General features: G+C 44.9%; 13 protein-coding genes, 1 other RNA gene and 2 pseudogenes. 13 read left to right on the top strand and 3 right to left on the bottom strand.

Annotation, left to right across the window (positions count from 1 at the left end):
- Nucleotides 1-41 precede the first annotated feature (41 nt).
- Nucleotides 42-539: a thioesterase family protein gene (locus tag FTU86_RS11570; RefSeq protein WP_034597877.1), complete on the top strand. Its 498-nt coding sequence runs from the start codon at nt 42-44 to the stop codon at nt 537-539.
- Between the two features lie 120 nt (nt 540-659).
- Here the strand turns inward: FTU86_RS11570 and glpK are convergent, their stop codons facing one another.
- A complete protein-coding gene (gene glpK, locus FTU86_RS11565) occupies nt 660-2,144 on the bottom strand; it encodes a glycerol kinase GlpK (RefSeq protein ID WP_180036589.1) in 1,485 nt (494 codons plus the stop codon).
- 132 nt (nt 2,145-2,276) lie between these two features.
- On the opposite strand from glpK, the gene ssrA reads away from it, so the two are divergent.
- The 3 genes and pseudogenes from ssrA (at nt 2,277) to FTU86_RS11550 (ending at nt 4,400) form a co-directional block, all read left to right on the top strand.
- Nucleotides 2,277-2,636: a transfer-messenger RNA gene (gene ssrA, locus FTU86_RS11560) on the top strand.
- A 152-nt stretch (nt 2,637-2,788) separates the two neighbouring features.
- Nucleotides 2,789-3,962: pseudogene (locus FTU86_RS11555) on the top strand (IS3 family transposase).
- A 327-nt stretch (nt 3,963-4,289) separates the two neighbouring features.
- Nucleotides 4,290-4,400, top strand: coding sequence for a hypothetical protein (locus FTU86_RS11550; RefSeq protein WP_005179737.1), 111 nt, complete (start codon nt 4,290-4,292; stop codon nt 4,398-4,400).
- Between the two features lie 139 nt (nt 4,401-4,539).
- Here FTU86_RS11550 and tehB read toward each other — a convergent pair whose 3' ends face one another.
- Nucleotides 4,540-5,406, bottom strand: coding sequence for an SAM-dependent methyltransferase TehB (gene tehB / locus FTU86_RS11545; RefSeq protein ID WP_180036588.1), 867 nt, complete (start codon nt 5,404-5,406; stop codon nt 4,540-4,542).
- A 576-nt stretch (nt 5,407-5,982) separates the two neighbouring features.
- Between tehB and pgaB the strand changes: the two genes are divergently transcribed.
- The 3 genes from pgaB to pgaD are packed head-to-tail and all read left to right on the top strand — an operon-like array spanning nt 5,983 to nt 9,656.
- Nucleotides 5,983-7,908 carry a poly-beta-1,6-N-acetyl-D-glucosamine N-deacetylase PgaB gene (pgaB, locus tag FTU86_RS11540; protein WP_257219695.1) on the top strand — a complete coding sequence of 642 codons (1,926 nt, stop codon included), beginning with the start codon at nt 5,983-5,985 and terminating at the stop codon, nt 7,906-7,908.
- 18 nt (nt 7,909-7,926) lie between these two features.
- Nucleotides 7,927-9,186: a poly-beta-1,6-N-acetyl-D-glucosamine synthase gene (gene pgaC / locus FTU86_RS11535; RefSeq protein WP_005179732.1), complete on the top strand. Its 1,260-nt coding sequence runs from the start codon at nt 7,927-7,929 to the stop codon at nt 9,184-9,186.
- A gap of 32 nt (nt 9,187-9,218) precedes the next feature.
- Nucleotides 9,219-9,656 carry a poly-beta-1,6-N-acetyl-D-glucosamine biosynthesis protein PgaD gene (pgaD, locus tag FTU86_RS11530; RefSeq protein WP_180036586.1) on the top strand — a complete coding sequence of 146 codons (438 nt, stop codon included), beginning with the start codon at nt 9,219-9,221 and terminating at the stop codon, nt 9,654-9,656.
- A gap of 103 nt (nt 9,657-9,759) precedes the next feature.
- Here the strand turns inward: pgaD and FTU86_RS11525 are convergent, their stop codons facing one another.
- Complete coding sequence (locus FTU86_RS11525; RefSeq protein WP_005179730.1) at nt 9,760-9,957, bottom strand: hypothetical protein; 198 nt, start codon at nt 9,955-9,957, stop codon at nt 9,760-9,762.
- 375 nt (nt 9,958-10,332) lie between these two features.
- Here FTU86_RS11525 and sbmA point away from each other — a divergent pair, with 375 nt between their 5' ends.
- The 6 genes and pseudogenes from sbmA to FTU86_RS11495 all read left to right on the top strand — a co-directional run bounded on the left by sbmA (nt 10,333) and on the right by FTU86_RS11495 (nt 15,620).
- Nucleotides 10,333-11,529, top strand: a complete 1,197-nt coding sequence (gene sbmA, locus FTU86_RS11520; protein WP_180036585.1) for a peptide antibiotic transporter SbmA — start codon at nt 10,333-10,335, stop codon at nt 11,527-11,529.
- A gap of 230 nt (nt 11,530-11,759) precedes the next feature.
- Nucleotides 11,760-12,725 (top strand): hypothetical protein, encoded by a 966-nt coding sequence (locus FTU86_RS11515; protein WP_104499288.1) that lies wholly within the window; start codon nt 11,760-11,762, stop codon nt 12,723-12,725.
- Nucleotides 12,726-12,860: 135 nt separating this feature from the next.
- Nucleotides 12,861-13,361, top strand: coding sequence for a hypothetical protein (locus FTU86_RS11510; RefSeq protein WP_180036584.1), 501 nt, complete (start codon nt 12,861-12,863; stop codon nt 13,359-13,361).
- A 243-nt stretch (nt 13,362-13,604) separates the two neighbouring features.
- Nucleotides 13,605-14,537: pseudogene (locus FTU86_RS11505) on the top strand (IS5-like element IS17 family transposase).
- A 184-nt stretch (nt 14,538-14,721) separates the two neighbouring features.
- Nucleotides 14,722-15,240: a hypothetical protein gene (locus FTU86_RS11500; protein WP_180036583.1), complete on the top strand. Its 519-nt coding sequence runs from the start codon at nt 14,722-14,724 to the stop codon at nt 15,238-15,240.
- A gap of 8 nt (nt 15,241-15,248) precedes the next feature.
- Entirely contained in the window at nt 15,249-15,620 is a 372-nt protein-coding gene (locus tag FTU86_RS11495) for a hypothetical protein (RefSeq protein WP_180036582.1), read from the top strand.
- Nucleotides 15,621-15,756: the final 136 nt, after the last annotated feature.

The raw sequence follows: 15,756 nt of genomic DNA, 5'->3' as shown, positions 1-15,756 counted from the left end.
ATACATGCGTTTTTTCTCAATTTAAGGTAATTGGCCAATTTATGAGCGATATGGCAAAAAAGTGGACCGGAGGCATTCATTTGGGTTCGAAAGTAGATATTGATGTCGTCTTACAGCAATTGTGTCAGGCCTTTAACAGTTCACCATTTTTCAAGCATAACGGTATGCAGATGCGCGTGGTGGATCAGCAGATTGAAGCCTATATCGAGATGCAGCCGCAGCTGATTGGCAATGTGGCTTTCCAGATTTTACATGGCGGGGTTGCTGCGACAATTCTGGACAGTGTGGGCGGGATTGTGGCGATGGGCGAGCTGTATAAGCGCACCGAGCCGGAGCAGTTACCTGATACCATCAAGAAAGTGACCCGATTGGCCACGGTGGATATGCGGGTGGATTATCTGGCGCCGGGGCGAGGCAAATATTTTACGGCCCGTGCTGAAACCCTGCGTTTGGGCCGTAAAGGCTGTACCATGCGCATGACTCTGGTCAATGATGAACATAAAGCCATTGCCACCGCAATTGCGTCTTATGCTTATTAATCCAAATGGATTGATTGGCAGATAAAAAAACAGGCTCAATCGGGCCTGTTTTTTATTTGGATCAGTCGCGGTGAATAGCATAAAAATCAAGCTTGAGCGATTTCGCGGGGCGTGTGCTGTTTAAAGATCGGAACGGGCACGTTTTAGCGCCTGTTGCCATTTTTGTAAATGTGCCTGGCGCTGATCTTCTCCCATGCCGGGTTCAAACGCGCGTTCCAGCTGCCAGTTATCAGCAATATCACTTAAGCTATTAAATACCCCGGATTTAAGCCCGGCCATTGCCGCTGCACCCCAGGCGGTGGATTCTCGCATTTGTGGTCTTAACACTGGCACATTGAGCAGATCGGCCTGAAACTGCATTAGCATATCATTACAGCTGGCGCCGCCATCGACCCGTAATTCTTTGAGCGGTTGCTGAATATCTGACTGCATCGCGCTGAGAACATCGGCCACTTGAAAGGCAATTGCTTCAAGCGCTGCCCGGGCGATATGGGCTTTGTGAGTGCCACGCGACATACCGCAGAGCAGGGCACGTGCATCACTGTCCCAATGCGGCGTACCTAGACCGGTAAAAGCCGGCACCAGCACCACGCCATCGGTATCGCGGACCTGACTGGCCAGCTGTTCGACCTCGGCACTCTGTTGAATGATGCCCAAACCATCGCGTAGCCATTGCACAATCGCACCAGCCATAAACACACTGCCTTCAAGCGCATAATGGGTCTGGTTCTGGCATTGCCAGGCCAAGGTGCTGAGCAGTTTATTCTGGCTGTATTGCAGTGTCGAACCGGTATTAAACAGCATAAAGCAGCCGGTGCCATAGGTGTTTTTGGCCATGCCCGGCTCAAAGCAGGACTGGCCGAACAGGGCAGATTGCTGATCGCCCAGAATGCCGCTGATTGGAAGTCGGGCGCCGAGTAAGCCGGCAGCGGTATCGGCCACATAATGGTCGGAACTGATGATTTTTGGTAAGACCGAAGCGGGAATCTGAAAAAGTTGCAGCAGCTCTTCATCCCAGCTTTGGGTCTGTAAATTCATGAGCATGGTGCGTGAGGCATTGCTGACTTCAATTACATGCTCGGCGCCTTGGGTCAGGTTCCAGATTAGCCAGCTATCGACGGTACCAAAGGCAACATGACCTTGCGCTGCCAGTTCGGCCAGACCGGGAATATGCTTAAGCAACCAGACCAGCTTGCCGGCACTAAAATAAGGGTCAATTAGTAATCCGGTGGTCTGCTGTATTTTTTGTTGCAGTCCCTGTTGCAGCAGCTGATTACACCAGTCGGCTGCGCGCCGGTCTTGCCAGATGATGGCCGGCGCCAAGGGCTGGCCATGGCGTTTGTCCCAGACGATGGTGGTTTCCCGCTGATTGGTGAGGCCAATGGCCTGAATATCTTTGGCCAGAATCCGTGCGGATGCCAGCGCCTGTTGCACCACGGCCATCTGGCTGCTCCAGATTTCCTGGGCATCCTGTTCCACCCAGCCGGATTGCGGGGTGTTGATTTGGGTTTCGCGTTGCGCGCTAGCCTGAATCTGTCCATATTCATTAAAAATAATCGCGCGACTTGAGGTCGTGCCCTGATCCAGGGCGAGTAAATAAGTCATAATTTATACTGTTATCTGACTTGAAATTTAAAATATTAGCGCAATTATGTTATTAAGCGCAGATCTTGCGGTGAATAGTTGTGAAATGATCTCGTAATTTTCAACTTTTATGCTATGATGGCGCTGTAGTCTGGGGGTGTTATTGGCTTCGACGCTGATGATGAAACTCATAGATGCATGCCGAGAGCGCATTTTCTCTCGTAAATCAAATTTGCATTTAAATAGTCGCAAACGACGAAACTTACGCTCTAGCTGCCTAAGGGCCGCTTGTCCGCTTCACTGAATACTTGTGGTCAGTGAACCCGACCGAAGCGAACGCACACAAGTCCGTATAGAGCCAAGCCTCGGGGCTTTATACCAAACTTAGAGGATCGCACTTTGAACCCTGTTCGTCGGGTCTTAAAGTGTTAAAACAATAGACGATATCTAAGCATGTAGTATTCTCGAGCGTAGTGTTGGCGGACGCGGGTTCAACTCCCGCCACCTCCACCAGAATATATTTTATAAATCAGCCACTTATGTAAGTGGCTTTTTTATTTGCCACATTTTTGCCACATTTTTATTTCAACAAGTAGAAATATCAGTGGCCTTATGCTGTGTGTGCCACGCTTAATTTTGCAATTTCTTGCTTGTTCTTATCCGAAATGGCTAAACGTTTTAGTCCTGAATTTAAACAGCAAGCAATTGATTATGCACTTTCAAACTCGCACGAATCTTTAGCTGCAATCGCCCAGAAATTAGGTGTTGGTTATTCAACATTGGATAAATGGATTCGTGAAATCAATCCGGCGGGTTCAAGCAAACGCCAACTTTCACCAGAACAACAGCGGATTTTAGAATTAGAGAAAGAAGTCAAACAGCTCAGGGAAGCCAATGACATCTTAAAAAAAGCGCATGTGTACTTTCTGACAGATCATGCCAAGAAAAGTACACGGTAATTCAAGATTTGGATGTGAATGAAGTCACTGTATCTTCTGCCTGTAAATGCCTGGGTGTCAGCACTTCAGGCTATTATGCCTGGCGAAAACGCCAGGCCAATCCAGCGCAGAAATATAATGATTTAAAAGCCGTATATTGGCAGCATCATGCACGATTGGGTGCACCTTCATTAGTACATGACATGCATGATTTAGGGTACACCATGAGCGAACGAACCGTTGGAAGAATGCTAAAAAAACTTGGTCTACGGAGCAAGATTGCACGTAAATACAAGCATACGACTGATTCAAAGCATCGTTTGCCTACAGCACCAAACTTGTTAGATCGCCAATTTACAGTCATGCAGCCTAACAAGGTTTGGACAACGGATATTACCTATATCCGTACCAAGCAAGGTTGGCTGTATTTATGTGTGATGCTGGATCTATTTAGTCGTCGTATCGTGGGATGGCAAACCAGCCATCGAATAGACCGCCAATTGGTGTGTGATGCGTTTCATTATTCAATGGCTCGTCAGGGCTATCCAACAGGTGTTATGGTTCATTCGGACCAAGGCAGTCAGTACTGTAGTCGTGATTTTAGAGCACTCTTGCTGACAAATGATTGTATTCAAAGTATGTCTAGACGCGGCCTTGCGCAGTATACTGCTCATGGGATAATGCCGTGACTGAAAGCTTCTTTCATACATTGAAAGGCCATGTGGTGCATGGCAGTGTGTTTGTCACTCGAAAAGAGGCGAATGCGGTCTTGTTTGACTATATTGAGATTTATTACAATCGGGTCAGAAGGCATTCTGCAAACGGTTGGTTAAGTCCAGAAGCCTTTGAACAGAAATATATTAAAAGTTTAGAGGGATCGATTGTCCACGATACTGTCTAGGATCATAGGATTGGTGATGATAGGTTTATCTGTTATTTATTTTTCCTTACTTTTACAAAGAAACAAATACCAGTTTAAAACGGTCCATCAGCTTTAACTTTGTATGAGGGATATTTCTTTCTTGTTTAAAATAAGAAATTAGATGAGATTGCTTTTATCAATTCTCTTAAAACCAATAATTCCATATAAGTCTGGCTTCATCTTGATCAAGAGGATGATTAAGAGAGGAGTAGACCTAGATCATGAATTCTCCGACTGCGGATCACTCTTTAAAAATCCTTAAACTGGGGGTAAGATGTGACAACAGATTTTACCGTTGAGATCACAATGAGCTTTTTAAAAAAGAAAAATAGCGCGAGTTTTGTCTTCTTTATTATTACGCTGTACTCATTGATTGGTTTTGGTCTAGGCTATGTGATCTGGGAATATCTGCTGTAACGTTTTCTTAGTCGCTTTATCCAATAATTATTGAATCATCAGCAAGTTCTTAAACTTGCTGACCATCACTGTTTTGTATTCTTCCTCTAAAGCCGACCCTCATCCAGACGATCAGCTTTTATATGTAAGGATAAATTTTTTACGCTGTTTTCTGTGCCAATAATGTCGCAAAGCGCTGCTGAATACGCTTGCCCTGTTCATCGACACGGTGCAGTTCACCGATATTTTCATTGTATTTCAGCAAATTCCAGCCCTCATAATAAGCCTTTAACTCTCCGGCTTTAAAGCTAAAAGGGAAGTCCGGTTGAACCGGATAATCTTCACTATCCATTGCACAAACAATCAGGTTAAGGCCGCCAGCTTTGGTGCCCTGCTGCATCTGCCGAATTAGGGTTGGGATGGTGTCGGGTTGTAAAAACATCATCACCACCGTGCAATACACAAAATCGTATTGGCCCTGAATCTGTGGATTAATATTTAAATCCCGCAGTGCGGTGTGAATGTTCTGAATCTGTTCCTGCTGAATAATCTCGTTCAGGCGCTCCAGACTTTGGGCATTGACATCCCAGGCATCGACCTGAAAACCGTGCTGACTTAAAAACAGCGCATTACGACCACTGCCACAGCCAACATCCAGCGCTGTGTTGCCCTGTAAAGATGGCTGTGCGGCCAGAATTTCTGAATGGGTCGGGGTCAGTTTATATTTTTTGGCAAAGTAGTCATTGGCTGTGCAATAAAAGCTGAGCTGACATTCAATATCGGCACTGGCCGAAACAATCTTGTGCCACACTTGCGGCTCAAGCATGGGCGGTTGCTGTTCCGGGCTAAACAGATGTTCAGACAACAGCGTGCCTGCTTCATCGAGTAAGGCAAAATGCAATTCACCTTTTAAAACCTTCAGTTGGGCCCAAGTGCCGGCTTTGGTATTGTGCTGGCGTAAAAAGCCGGGCGGGATAGTGTCTTGTGTCCAGATCGGTAGCTGTTTATAGCATACGAGCGTTTGCATCTTTTCTCCATGTGCACTTGGGGTAAATGTCATTAAACCCTAAGCCTGCACAATATGCCAGAGAAGGAAGGGGAAAGGGCATGATTTCATCGGCCCACTTCCAATTATCTAGATGACTCAATCCATACTATTTCAGCCATGAAGATTCAGCTCAAAATGATCTCCACATTTCCATTTTTGCAGATGTATTAGCGTTTTGAAAAATACTTCAGTATCAAATGGTGAGAATTTAAAATTGAAAACCAGATCACATTTTGGGCTTATAAAAGCGTCTACCCTTTAGAAAATTATCAACTGACCCGTTGGCGGGTGGCTAAAAAATAAGTAAAACTAAGTGAATGATATAAAATCATAAATATTTTATTGCTTTATTTTGAAAGCAAGGGCAAAAAGCAAAAAAACGGGATTAACTAACAAATGTATACACAAATAATAATAAAATAATGGTTGAATCTGCGCAATTGCTCGAATGTAGCATCGTATCTTCTTGTCTGTACCATGAATTCCGCGCGCCTTATGTCTCCTCTATTTCAGTTTATTAAAGCGGTCCAGATTTTTGTTTTCTTTCTTTGTAGTATGCTCATGGGTTGGGCACAGGCGGGAAATGAAATGAAAAACTTGACGATCCTTGCCTACCACGAAGTCACTTCTGAACCACAACCGTTAATGCCTGAATATGCGATTGAGCCTAAACAATTGCAGCAGCATCTGGACTGGCTGGTACAAAATGGCTTTCAGTTTATTGGCAGTCAGCAACTGTTAGAGGCACAGCAACACAACAAGGCGCTACCGGAAAAATCAGTCTTGCTCAGTTTTGATGATGGCTATCAAAGTTTTTATCAGCATGTCTATCCTGTTTTAAAACAGCGGAATATTCCGGCTGTGTTGTCGGTGGTCGGGCACTGGTTAGAACCAGCAGAACAGCAACAGGTTAATTTTGGCGGGAAAATGGTGTCACGCCAGCATTTTTTAAGCTGGGCACAATTAAAAGAATTACAGGCCAGCGGTCTGGTGGAAATTGCCAGCCACAGTTATGACCTGCATAAAGGCATTGTGGCCAATCCGCAGGGCAATGAATTGCCGGCCACCGTAGCACGTGCCTATTTTCCGCAGCAGCAGCGTTATGAAGATGACAACGCTTATCAGAAACGCATTCAGCAGGACTTAAAAGCCAATCAGCGCCTGTTGCAAAAACATGGCCTGAAAGCACCAAAAATTATGGTCTGGCCCTATGGTCGCTATAACTTGCATACGGTAAAAATTGCCGAAAAACTGAAGATGCCAATCAGCCTGACGCTGGATGATGCCGAGAATCAACCTGTAAACAGTTTTTCCAGATTGCCGCGAATTCTGATTCAAAAACACATGGATGCAGCGCTGCTGGCTAAAGAAATCCAGAAACATCAGCAGCAGCGCACGGACAATGACCGTCCGCAAAAGATCATGCATGTCGATATTGACTATATTTATGATCCGGACCCGCAGCAGCAGGAACGTAATTTAGGCTTATTGCTGGACCGGATTCAGCAGATTGGCGTCAATACCGTATATTTGCAGGCATTTTCTGATCCGGATGGCAATGGCTCGGCCGATCTGGTCTATTTCCCGAACCGTTATATTCCAATGCGTGCCGACCTGTTTAACCGTGTGGCCTGGCAAATCCAGACCCGGACTCAGGTACGTCGTGTCTATGCCTGGATGCCGGTATTTGCCTGGGAATTACCGGTCTCGAATCCGGTGGCCCAAGATCTGGTGCAAACCGAGCAGCCACATAGCGGCAAGCATCTGAACATGGGCTATCACCGTTTAAGCCCATTTTCGCCGCGCGCCCGCAACACCATTAAAGGCATTTATGAAGATCTGGCCAAATCGGCGCAGTTCAACGGTATTATTTTCCATGATGATGCCACCTTGTCCGATTATGAAGATGCCAGCAGCTGGGCCAAAAAGGCCTATCAGCAGCAGGGCTTAGCCACCGATCTGGCACAACTGCGTGCTGATGATACTGCCTTGCAGAAATGGACAGCTTATAAAGTCAAAGTGATTGATGATTTTGCCATGGAGTTGGCCGAGACCGTACGTCAGTATCAGCCTTATTTGCAGACCTCGCGTAACCTGTATGCACAGGTGGCACTGTCGGCCTATTCAGAAAACTGGTATGCCCAGTCGCTGGAACAGTCGCTAAACCGTTATGACTTCACCGCGATTATGGCCATGCCATATATGGAACAGGTCGATGATCCGGCGCAGTTTTATCAGCAGCTATTGAGTCGGGTGCAGCAGTATCCGCAAGGGCTGCGTAAAACGGTGTTTGAATTGCAGGCGGTCGACTGGCGCAGTGGCAATAAAATTCCATCTGCGGAAATTGCGGAAACAATTCAGAAACTCTATCAGGCCGGTGTGAAGCACATTGCCTACTATCCGGATGATCCAATCCAGAATCATCCTGATCCGGCTGTGCTGCGTCAGGCCTTCCAGTCTCAGCCCGCATCCGCACCGTAACAGGCTAGAGGAACAACCATGTTGCAAGAACTCTGGCAATCGGTGCTGAACTTTGTGTTTTATTATCCGCTGTTCATGTCCTATTTATGGATGATGGGCGCGCTGATTTTCTATGTCAAAGAACGCAAAGATCCGACCTTTACTCAGCCGCCAGCTTTACAGGAATATCCTTTGGTGGCGGTGCTCATTCCGTGTTTTAACGAAGGCGATAATGCCGAGGAAACCATCACCCAGGCACTGGCATTAAAGTATCCCAACTTTGAAGTCATTGCGATTAATGATGGCAGCTCGGACAATACTGGCGAGGTACTGAACCGTCTGGCGGCCCAGCATCCACGGTTAAGGGTGGTGCATCTGGCAGAAAATCAGGGCAAGGCCATGGGTCTGCAAGCTGGCAGTCTGGTCACCGATGCCGAATACCTGCTTGGAATTGATGGTGATGCCTTGCTTGATCCGCATGCCGCCAGCTGGATGCTGCGCCATTTTCAGCGTGATCCGGCGGTGGCAGCCGTTACGGGCAATCCGCGAATTCGCAATCGCTCGACCTTATTGGGCCGGGTCCAGGTCGGAGAATTCTCCTCGATTATTGGCATGATTAAACGTGCCCAGCGCACCTATGGCCGTATTTTTACTGTTTCCGGCGCGATTACCGCCTTTCGTAAAAGCGCGGTACATCAGGTCGGTTACTGGTCGCACGATATGCTGACCGAAGATATTGATATTTCCTGGAAACTGCAGCGTGCCGGCTGGAAAATTGAATTTGAACCGAATGCACTGGTCTGGGTACTGATGCCGGAAACCCTGCAAGGCTTATGGAAACAGCGTTTGCGCTGGGCCATGGGTGGGGCGCAGGTGTTAAATAAAAATATTGATGTAATTTTTAAGCCCAAGCTGAATTATTTGTGGCCGCTGATTCTGGAAATGATGCTGACTCTGGTCTGGTCATATCTGCTGCTGTTGCTGTGTCTGCTCTGGATGTTAAGTTTCTGCCTGCCTATTTTACCGTTGCCGGAACTGCAATCGCCATTTTTACCGCAAGGGGTGGGTATTGTGCTGGGCGCGACCTGTTTGTTCCAGTTTATGGTCAGCAAATGGATGGACAGCCGCTATGAAAAAAATCTGGCCAAAAACTATTTCTGGATGATCTGGTATCCGTTCATGTTCTGGCTGATTACCGTATCGGCCAGTATTGTGGCGTTTCCGAAAATGCTGCTGCGTGGGGAAGGGAAACGTGCACGCTGGATCAGTCCCGATCGTGGAATTAAACGTGACAGCTAACTGTCGCGATGTGATGTGTTGAGAGTAAAGTTGTGAAAGCCAATACTTTAATTATTGATTATCGCTATGAATTGCCGTGGCAAAAGCGTTATGCCTCGAACGTGTGTACCGCCGGCTTATGGCTGACCTGGGGCCTGTTGTGGCAGCCAGTTTTAAGCAGTCTGGGTTTACTGGATTTGGAACGGGATGCACTGATTCAGCAAGTGGCCCAGTTGATGCTAAGTATTCTGCAAAATGGTTTTAGTGCGCTGGTGGCTTGTGGCTTGAGTTTATGGCTGTGGACCAACTATATTCCGGCATATTCCATCCAGACCATGCAACCGGCACCGCTAAACCAGTTTGCCGAGCATTTTCAGCTGGAACCGGTGATGTTAACGCAATCCCGTCAGGCCAAAATTGTCACGGTCTATCATGATCAGGAGGGTAAGATTGTCGATTTACAGGCACATTCCCAGTACACTGTATCTTAAAGGTTGGCTGGAATTCGGCTGCTCTGGTTTTATATCTGCAAAAAAAAACAGGCAGCCTGATAAGCTGCCTGAATGGAGATAAGAATCGCGCTTGGAATGAGGACTAAAGCTTGCGCCAGACCTTGTTTTCATCTTGAAATGAAATGGTGAAATTAAATTCAGTGTCGGCGGTGACCAGATACGCTGTTGGCGTGGTCATCAGAACTTTTAAAATAGTGCCTGTCTCAAAATGGATAGGTGGGCAGTTCTCTTTCTCAAGTACCAGAGGCTGAATAAGTTCAACAGCTTTCACTTCCATCATGATTTCCCTCAAAAATGTATTATGTATCACATATTTATCTTAGCATTGTCTGGTCGGGAATATGGGTTTTATTTGTCAGATTATAAATAAGTAATTGATATTTTAAAAAATAAAGTTAAATTTTTAGTCTAAAAATTGGTATTTTAAGCTCTTGATTTTTTATTGTTTTACTGAAAATAGTCAGGGGGAGTATTGGGGTTTTATATTGCTTTAAATACTGGTCAGCGGAAAAATCGGTACTGAAAAGTACATGCGCTGTCGGGGAAATCTTGTATATTGCTCATGTTGAAGTCATCGCGTGGCGCATTGCACGCTGCAATGTTGTAAACGCTGCTTTTCAACATCTTGAAAAGAATAAAGGAAATAGAACACTGCATGTTTAAGTCATTTTTTCCACATCCGAAATGGTTTTTTAGTTCGCTGTTACTCTGGTTCATTCTTAATCTGGTGCTGTGGTATTCCGGTGGAGAAGGCTGGGGCACCATCATCGGTTTGCCTGAAGGCTATCATGAAGCAGAACTCCCGATTGGGGTTAGCCGTTTCTGGTCACCGGCATTTCTCTGGTTCTATCTCTGGTATTTTCTGGCCACAGCCATTTTTGCAATTTTCTGGCGGATTCAATCGGATAATCCCTGGCAGCGCTGGTCGGTATGGGGCTCATCTTTCATTCTGTTTAATATCTGGTTCTGGGTGCAGGTGAGCGTGGTCATTAACGCCTGGTACAGCCCGTTTTATGACCTGATCCAGCAAATGCTGAGTAATGGCGGCGGTGATGTGAATAATCTCTATGCCGAGATCATGACCTTTTTGTATGTGGCAATTGTGGCGGTGACGGTTTCGGTATTTAACCTGTTCTTTGTCAGCCACTATGTGTTCCGCTGGCGGACGGCAATGAACAATTATTACACCGCCTACTGGGACCGCTTACGTCATATTGAAGGGGCATCGCAGCGTATTCAGGAAGATACCATGCGCTTTGCCCGTACCACCGAAGGTCTGGGCGTCAGTCTGATTGAAGCGCTCATTACCCTGATTGCCTTTTTACCGGTTTTGGTGACGCTATCGAGCCATGTGAAAACCCTGCCAATTCTGGGGGAAATTCCTTATGCGCTGGTATGGGCGGCAATTGGTTGGGCGGTGTTTGGTACCGTACTGCTGATGGTGGTCGGTTATAAACTGCCAGGACTGGAGTTTAACAACCAGAAGGTGGAAGCGGCTTATCGTAAAGAACTGGTCTATGGGGAAGATCATGCCGAGCGTGCCGATCCGCTGACTTTAAAAGAGCTGTTTAGCAAGGTTCGTCTGAATTATTTCCGCCTGTATTTCCATTATGCCTATTTTAACCTGGTACGAATCTGGTACATGCAGCTGGACAATATTTACGGTCTGTTTGTGCTGTTCCCAAGTATTGCTGCTGGAGCGATTACCCTTGGCCTGATGATGCAGATTGGTAACGTGTTCGGTAAGGTACGTGAATCGTTCCAGTATTTAATTGCCTCCTGGCCAACCATTATTGAACTGCTGTCGATTTATAAACGTTTAAAAGCCTTTGAATCGACCCTGGATGATTAAGTCATTCCCAACTGACCCGCTGTTAAGGCGGGTTTTTTAATGATCGGATGAAAGTGTTAAGGCGTTCAGGTTTCGTTGTTAAAACTCTGGATATTTTGCATTTATCAGATGATAGTGCGGGGCAGTAGTAATAAATAAACGAGAAATATCAAGTAAAATCAATTGGCTAGATTTGTTATTTGCGCCTATTTGAGCTATGTTTTGAGTGGGGAAAAATAGAGAATAAAGACGTGAATGTCAAAACCTTCATGATGTTGGCTGGGGTCGGTGTCGTCTTTTCGGGCTGTGTCAGTGTAGAGAGTTTTAGTCCAGATGCCTTGAAGCACTTTGCTTCGCCACAAGAGCTGATTGCGAAAAAAAATCTGAATCAGGCCAATGGTTCAGCCAAAGCCTATGTATATGATTGGGGACCACAGCGTAAAGAGCTGGCGGCAGAATCGCTGATTCCTCGCAAATATATGGGCAGCTATTGTCAGTCGCAGCAAGGACATTTAAAACTGGCCTATAAAAGTACGATGTCGATGCTGAAAAACAGTTGGTCCAAAAAACTGTTGGCGACTTATCGCGATGTTAATCAGGGCATTGGTGCCTATCGCTGTGTCAGAAAAAATGGCCCCGACTGGATTGTTTCAATCGAGCCGGTCAGCGAGCGTAAACGCGATGGCCAGGGTGAGGTGCGCATTGTGCATTTACTTACTCAAGTCATGACGGAAGATGAAGCACGGCGTTTTTATCGTTCGGCATCTTCCAGCAGCAAGAAGGCTAATACGAATACCAATCGGAATAATAAAAACACTAAAGCTGTTGCCAAAGAGCCCGAACCAAAAGAAACACCGGAACTTCCAGCCGAGAAAACCCCTGCACCCGTAAAAGCGGCGCCTGTGGTGGCTGCGACCCCACAACAGCAGCAGATGAAATATTATGTCGCTGCACGCCGTGATTTAAACAGCGGCCGCAATGAGTTAAATGCCTGTAACAGCGCACAGCGGGCCTATAATTATGGCCGGTTGCAGGGCACCAATGCGCGGAATGTCTATGCTGAATCGGGGATTTTGCTGGCGCGTTGCTTAAGCGCTGTGCCGAGTTTTAGTAACCGTTTTTCCCAGCCCAAAGCCCGGGCCAAACGGATTTTGCAGGAGCTGGCCAACCAGCATAATCATGCCGGTGCCAAGCGTATGCTCAGGCAAATGAAATAGTCAGTATAAGTCACAAGGAGAAGCACATCACTTCTCCTTTTTTATACGCGTTACAGAGTCATAACAGGTGAGATTGCTACTGGCATGCTACAAATAGGCTATTTCTGGTATGAGCCGATATTAGTGAGGTATAGCATGATGCAGTTGAGTCTAAAGCAGCTACGAGGATGGAGTCTAGCGATTGCGCTCTTGGGTTGCTCACAAGTGAGTACGGCTGGTCCGGCCGTTGATCAGTTGAGTGACTGTCTGGTGAAGTCGACCACGGCAACTGATAAAACCGCGGTCTTACAGTGGACCTTTGTAGCGCTATCTGCACATCCGGATTTGAAACACTTGAGTCAGGTGACGCCAGAACAAAAACAGGCTTTAGATCAAAAGCTGGCAACCGTTTTGCAGCGGATACTGGTAGAGCAATGTTCTGCGCAGGCCAAAGCGGTGATTCAGGCTGAGGGCATCCAAGCGGTCGGCAGCAGTTTTCAGGAGCTGGGACAAATTACCGGTGAAGAACTTTTAAAGACGCCTGAAATTAAAAGTCAGCTGAATGGTGTACTGCGTTATCTGGATTTAAACAAGTTGATGATGACCTTTTTGACGCCAGATGTGTGGAATAAGTTGGGGGTGATTCGGGGGGAATAGGTGGTTTTGGGGTTTATTTGAAAATAGTGATGATGATTTTAATCAGCCAGTAAATGGGGTAGAAGATCACTTCAATTCCATCGGAAAAATCTAATCCACGTTGTTTTCTGCGTGGTTCAGGCTGCCTTTCAGAGAGCCATTTACGGTATTTAGGAATCATCAACAAAATGATGATAACCAGTGCGAATAGGCTTTGTTGCACAAACCTATCTGTAAAGGCTTTTTCAGCGATATAATTTTCAAATGAAGAAGCCTACACACAAAATCTACCGCACAACCAATTGGCCCGCATATAACCGAGCACTCATGAGTCGCGGAAATATTGCCATTTGGTTTGATCCTGCTACGCAATGGTATGCTCCATCAAAAGGCAAACAAGGGCGAAATCAAACCTACTCCGACGCAGCTATCCAATGCTGCTTAATGATTAAATCCTTATTCCGTCTATCTTTACGTATGGTCACTGGCTTTGTGCAAAGTCTGATTAAACTTTGCGGATTAAATTGGACCGCACCAGATTACAGTACGTTTTGTAGAAGACAAAAGCATATTGATATTGCAATCAGCTACCAAAAAAGTAGCGATGGGCTGCATCTACTCGTAGACTCTACAGGCATGAAGTTTCTAGGTGAGGGCGAATGGAAACGCAAGAAACATGGAGCTGAATATCGTCGCCAATGGCGTAAACTACATATTGGTATAGATGCCAAAACCCTACAAATACGCGCTATTCAGCTCACAACCAATAATGTCAGTGATTCACAGGTGCTTGGTGATTTACTTAATTAGATTCCACAAGATGAGCAGATTGACTCTGTTTATACCGATGGAGCTTATGACACCAAGCAATGCCGTCAGGTCATTGCAGATCGGCAAGCGCATGCGGTGATTCCACCTAGAAAAAATGCGAAACCATGGAAAGATACAAAGAGTAGCTCGCTAGAGCGAAATGAATTACTTCGAGCAATTAAACGTTTAGGCAGGACACTATGGAAAAAATGGTCAGGCTATCATCGGCGAAGTTTGGTTGAAACTAAGATGCATTGCATCAAATTATTAGGAGATAAACTCAGTGCAAGGAGTTTTGATAGCCAAGTGAATGAGATCCATGCACGTGTAGCAGTCCTTAACAGATTTACGGAATTAGGTCGCCCACTTACCCAAGTTACGCCTTAAATTTGGCTCAATTAGGGGCGCTTTGCATTTCAAATCTTTGTGCAACAAAGCCGTTATTACCCTAAACACAAATTAAATATCAACTTCAAGAATAAGATAGGACATAGCAACAGCAGGAAAACTATAATTTAATGATTTAAGATATACTCCTTTACAACATTTTTATTCTAATACTGGAAAAAGGATGGCAGTAGAAAATTTGACGGAAGTTCTAAATGTACTAAATATTCCATTTTATAATAAACCTGATTTTTGGATTAGTGTGATAATTGGGGGGTTAGGTGTTGGTTTTTCTTTTTTTGCATTTCTAGAAGCACGTGCAGCTAAGGAGGCTGCTTCTAAATTAGCAGAAACTGTAAAAATTCAGACAGTTGTAATTGAATTTACGGAAATTATGCAACGACTAGATAAATTAGATTATTCCTTAACTTTTTTTCAAGCTCGGGATTTGTTAAGTGAAGTGAGTCGTAGATGCCGACGGCTAATTGCACCATTTCAAGAAGAGAATGATCTTAAAACTATTTGTGAATCTCTTAAGACATCTTTAACGGTTGCAAAAAGTCAGTTAGATTTATTAATTCCTTCTAGTGGTGATGAAACTCCGAATTCAATTTATTTTGGGATGCAAAGTTCTTTAGGTGATATTACAAATCATGTTGCTGAAATTTTGGGTCTTTTAGAAAAAAGAAGTTTTAAAAATTAGAGGTTAAAATGGAAAGTAATTCTTTAGCACAATATTTGTATGAAATAGCTCAAAGATCAGCTAATGCTCAAATTGATTGGATACAGCCGAATCCTTCAACATATCAATGGAATTCTGAGGAGAATGGGTTAACAGTGACTATCCAAAGAGCTACGAGTAATAAAGCTTTTAATTCCTTACTTGGCTTGGATAGTACTCCAGTAAATGTGAGCTACCTATTTCAAGTACTTGAAAATCGTACTAAGCAGATCGTAGTTTCTATATCTTCAAAAGAAAGACCCGAGTTTTTTGATGTTCTTAATGAAATATATTTAAACGTTAAACATGGAATGGATAAAAGATCATCTGATGTTTTAGCAAAGTTGTTACGTTTTAAATAGCAGATAGATCTCTGTACACGACAAAAATAGATAACTCATTGAAATAATGTCACAATAATTGTTTTCTAACGACGAATACTATGACACATCTCAATGAGTTATATCTTATCTTAAACAAATCTCTAAAATGGAACAA

It is taken from the genome of Acinetobacter sp. YH12155 (assembly GCF_013418255.1).
Taxonomy (GTDB): domain Bacteria; phylum Pseudomonadota; class Gammaproteobacteria; order Pseudomonadales; family Moraxellaceae; genus Acinetobacter; species Acinetobacter indicus.
This window is presented reverse-complemented; position numbering and strand designations above follow the sequence as displayed.

Excerpts from the sequence above, each read along its gene's own strand:
- FTU86_RS11570 (WP_034597877.1), top strand. The coding sequence starts at position 42 with ATGAGCGATATGGCAAAAAAGTGGACCGGAGGCATTCATTTGGGTTCG.
- FTU86_RS11495 (WP_180036582.1), top strand. The coding sequence starts at position 15,249 with ATGGAAAGTAATTCTTTAGCACAATATTTGTATGAAATAGCTCAAAGA.
- glpK (WP_180036589.1), bottom strand. The coding sequence starts at position 2,144 with ATGACTTATTTACTCGCCCTGGATCAGGGCACGACCTCAAGTCGCGCG.
- pgaC (WP_005179732.1), top strand. The coding sequence starts at position 7,927 with ATGTTGCAAGAACTCTGGCAATCGGTGCTGAACTTTGTGTTTTATTAT.
- FTU86_RS11510 (WP_180036584.1), top strand. The coding sequence starts at position 12,861 with ATGATGCAGTTGAGTCTAAAGCAGCTACGAGGATGGAGTCTAGCGATT.
- sbmA (WP_180036585.1), top strand. The coding sequence starts at position 10,333 with ATGTTTAAGTCATTTTTTCCACATCCGAAATGGTTTTTTAGTTCGCTG.
- tehB (WP_180036588.1), bottom strand. The coding sequence starts at position 5,406 with ATGCAAACGCTCGTATGCTATAAACAGCTACCGATCTGGACACAAGAC.
- FTU86_RS11550 (WP_005179737.1), top strand. The coding sequence starts at position 4,290 with ATGAGCTTTTTAAAAAAGAAAAATAGCGCGAGTTTTGTCTTCTTTATT.
- FTU86_RS11500 (WP_180036583.1), top strand. The coding sequence starts at position 14,722 with ATGGCAGTAGAAAATTTGACGGAAGTTCTAAATGTACTAAATATTCCA.
- FTU86_RS11525 (WP_005179730.1), bottom strand. The coding sequence starts at position 9,957 with ATGATGGAAGTGAAAGCTGTTGAACTTATTCAGCCTCTGGTACTTGAG.
- pgaB (WP_257219695.1), top strand. The coding sequence starts at position 5,983 with ATGCTCATGGGTTGGGCACAGGCGGGAAATGAAATGAAAAACTTGACG.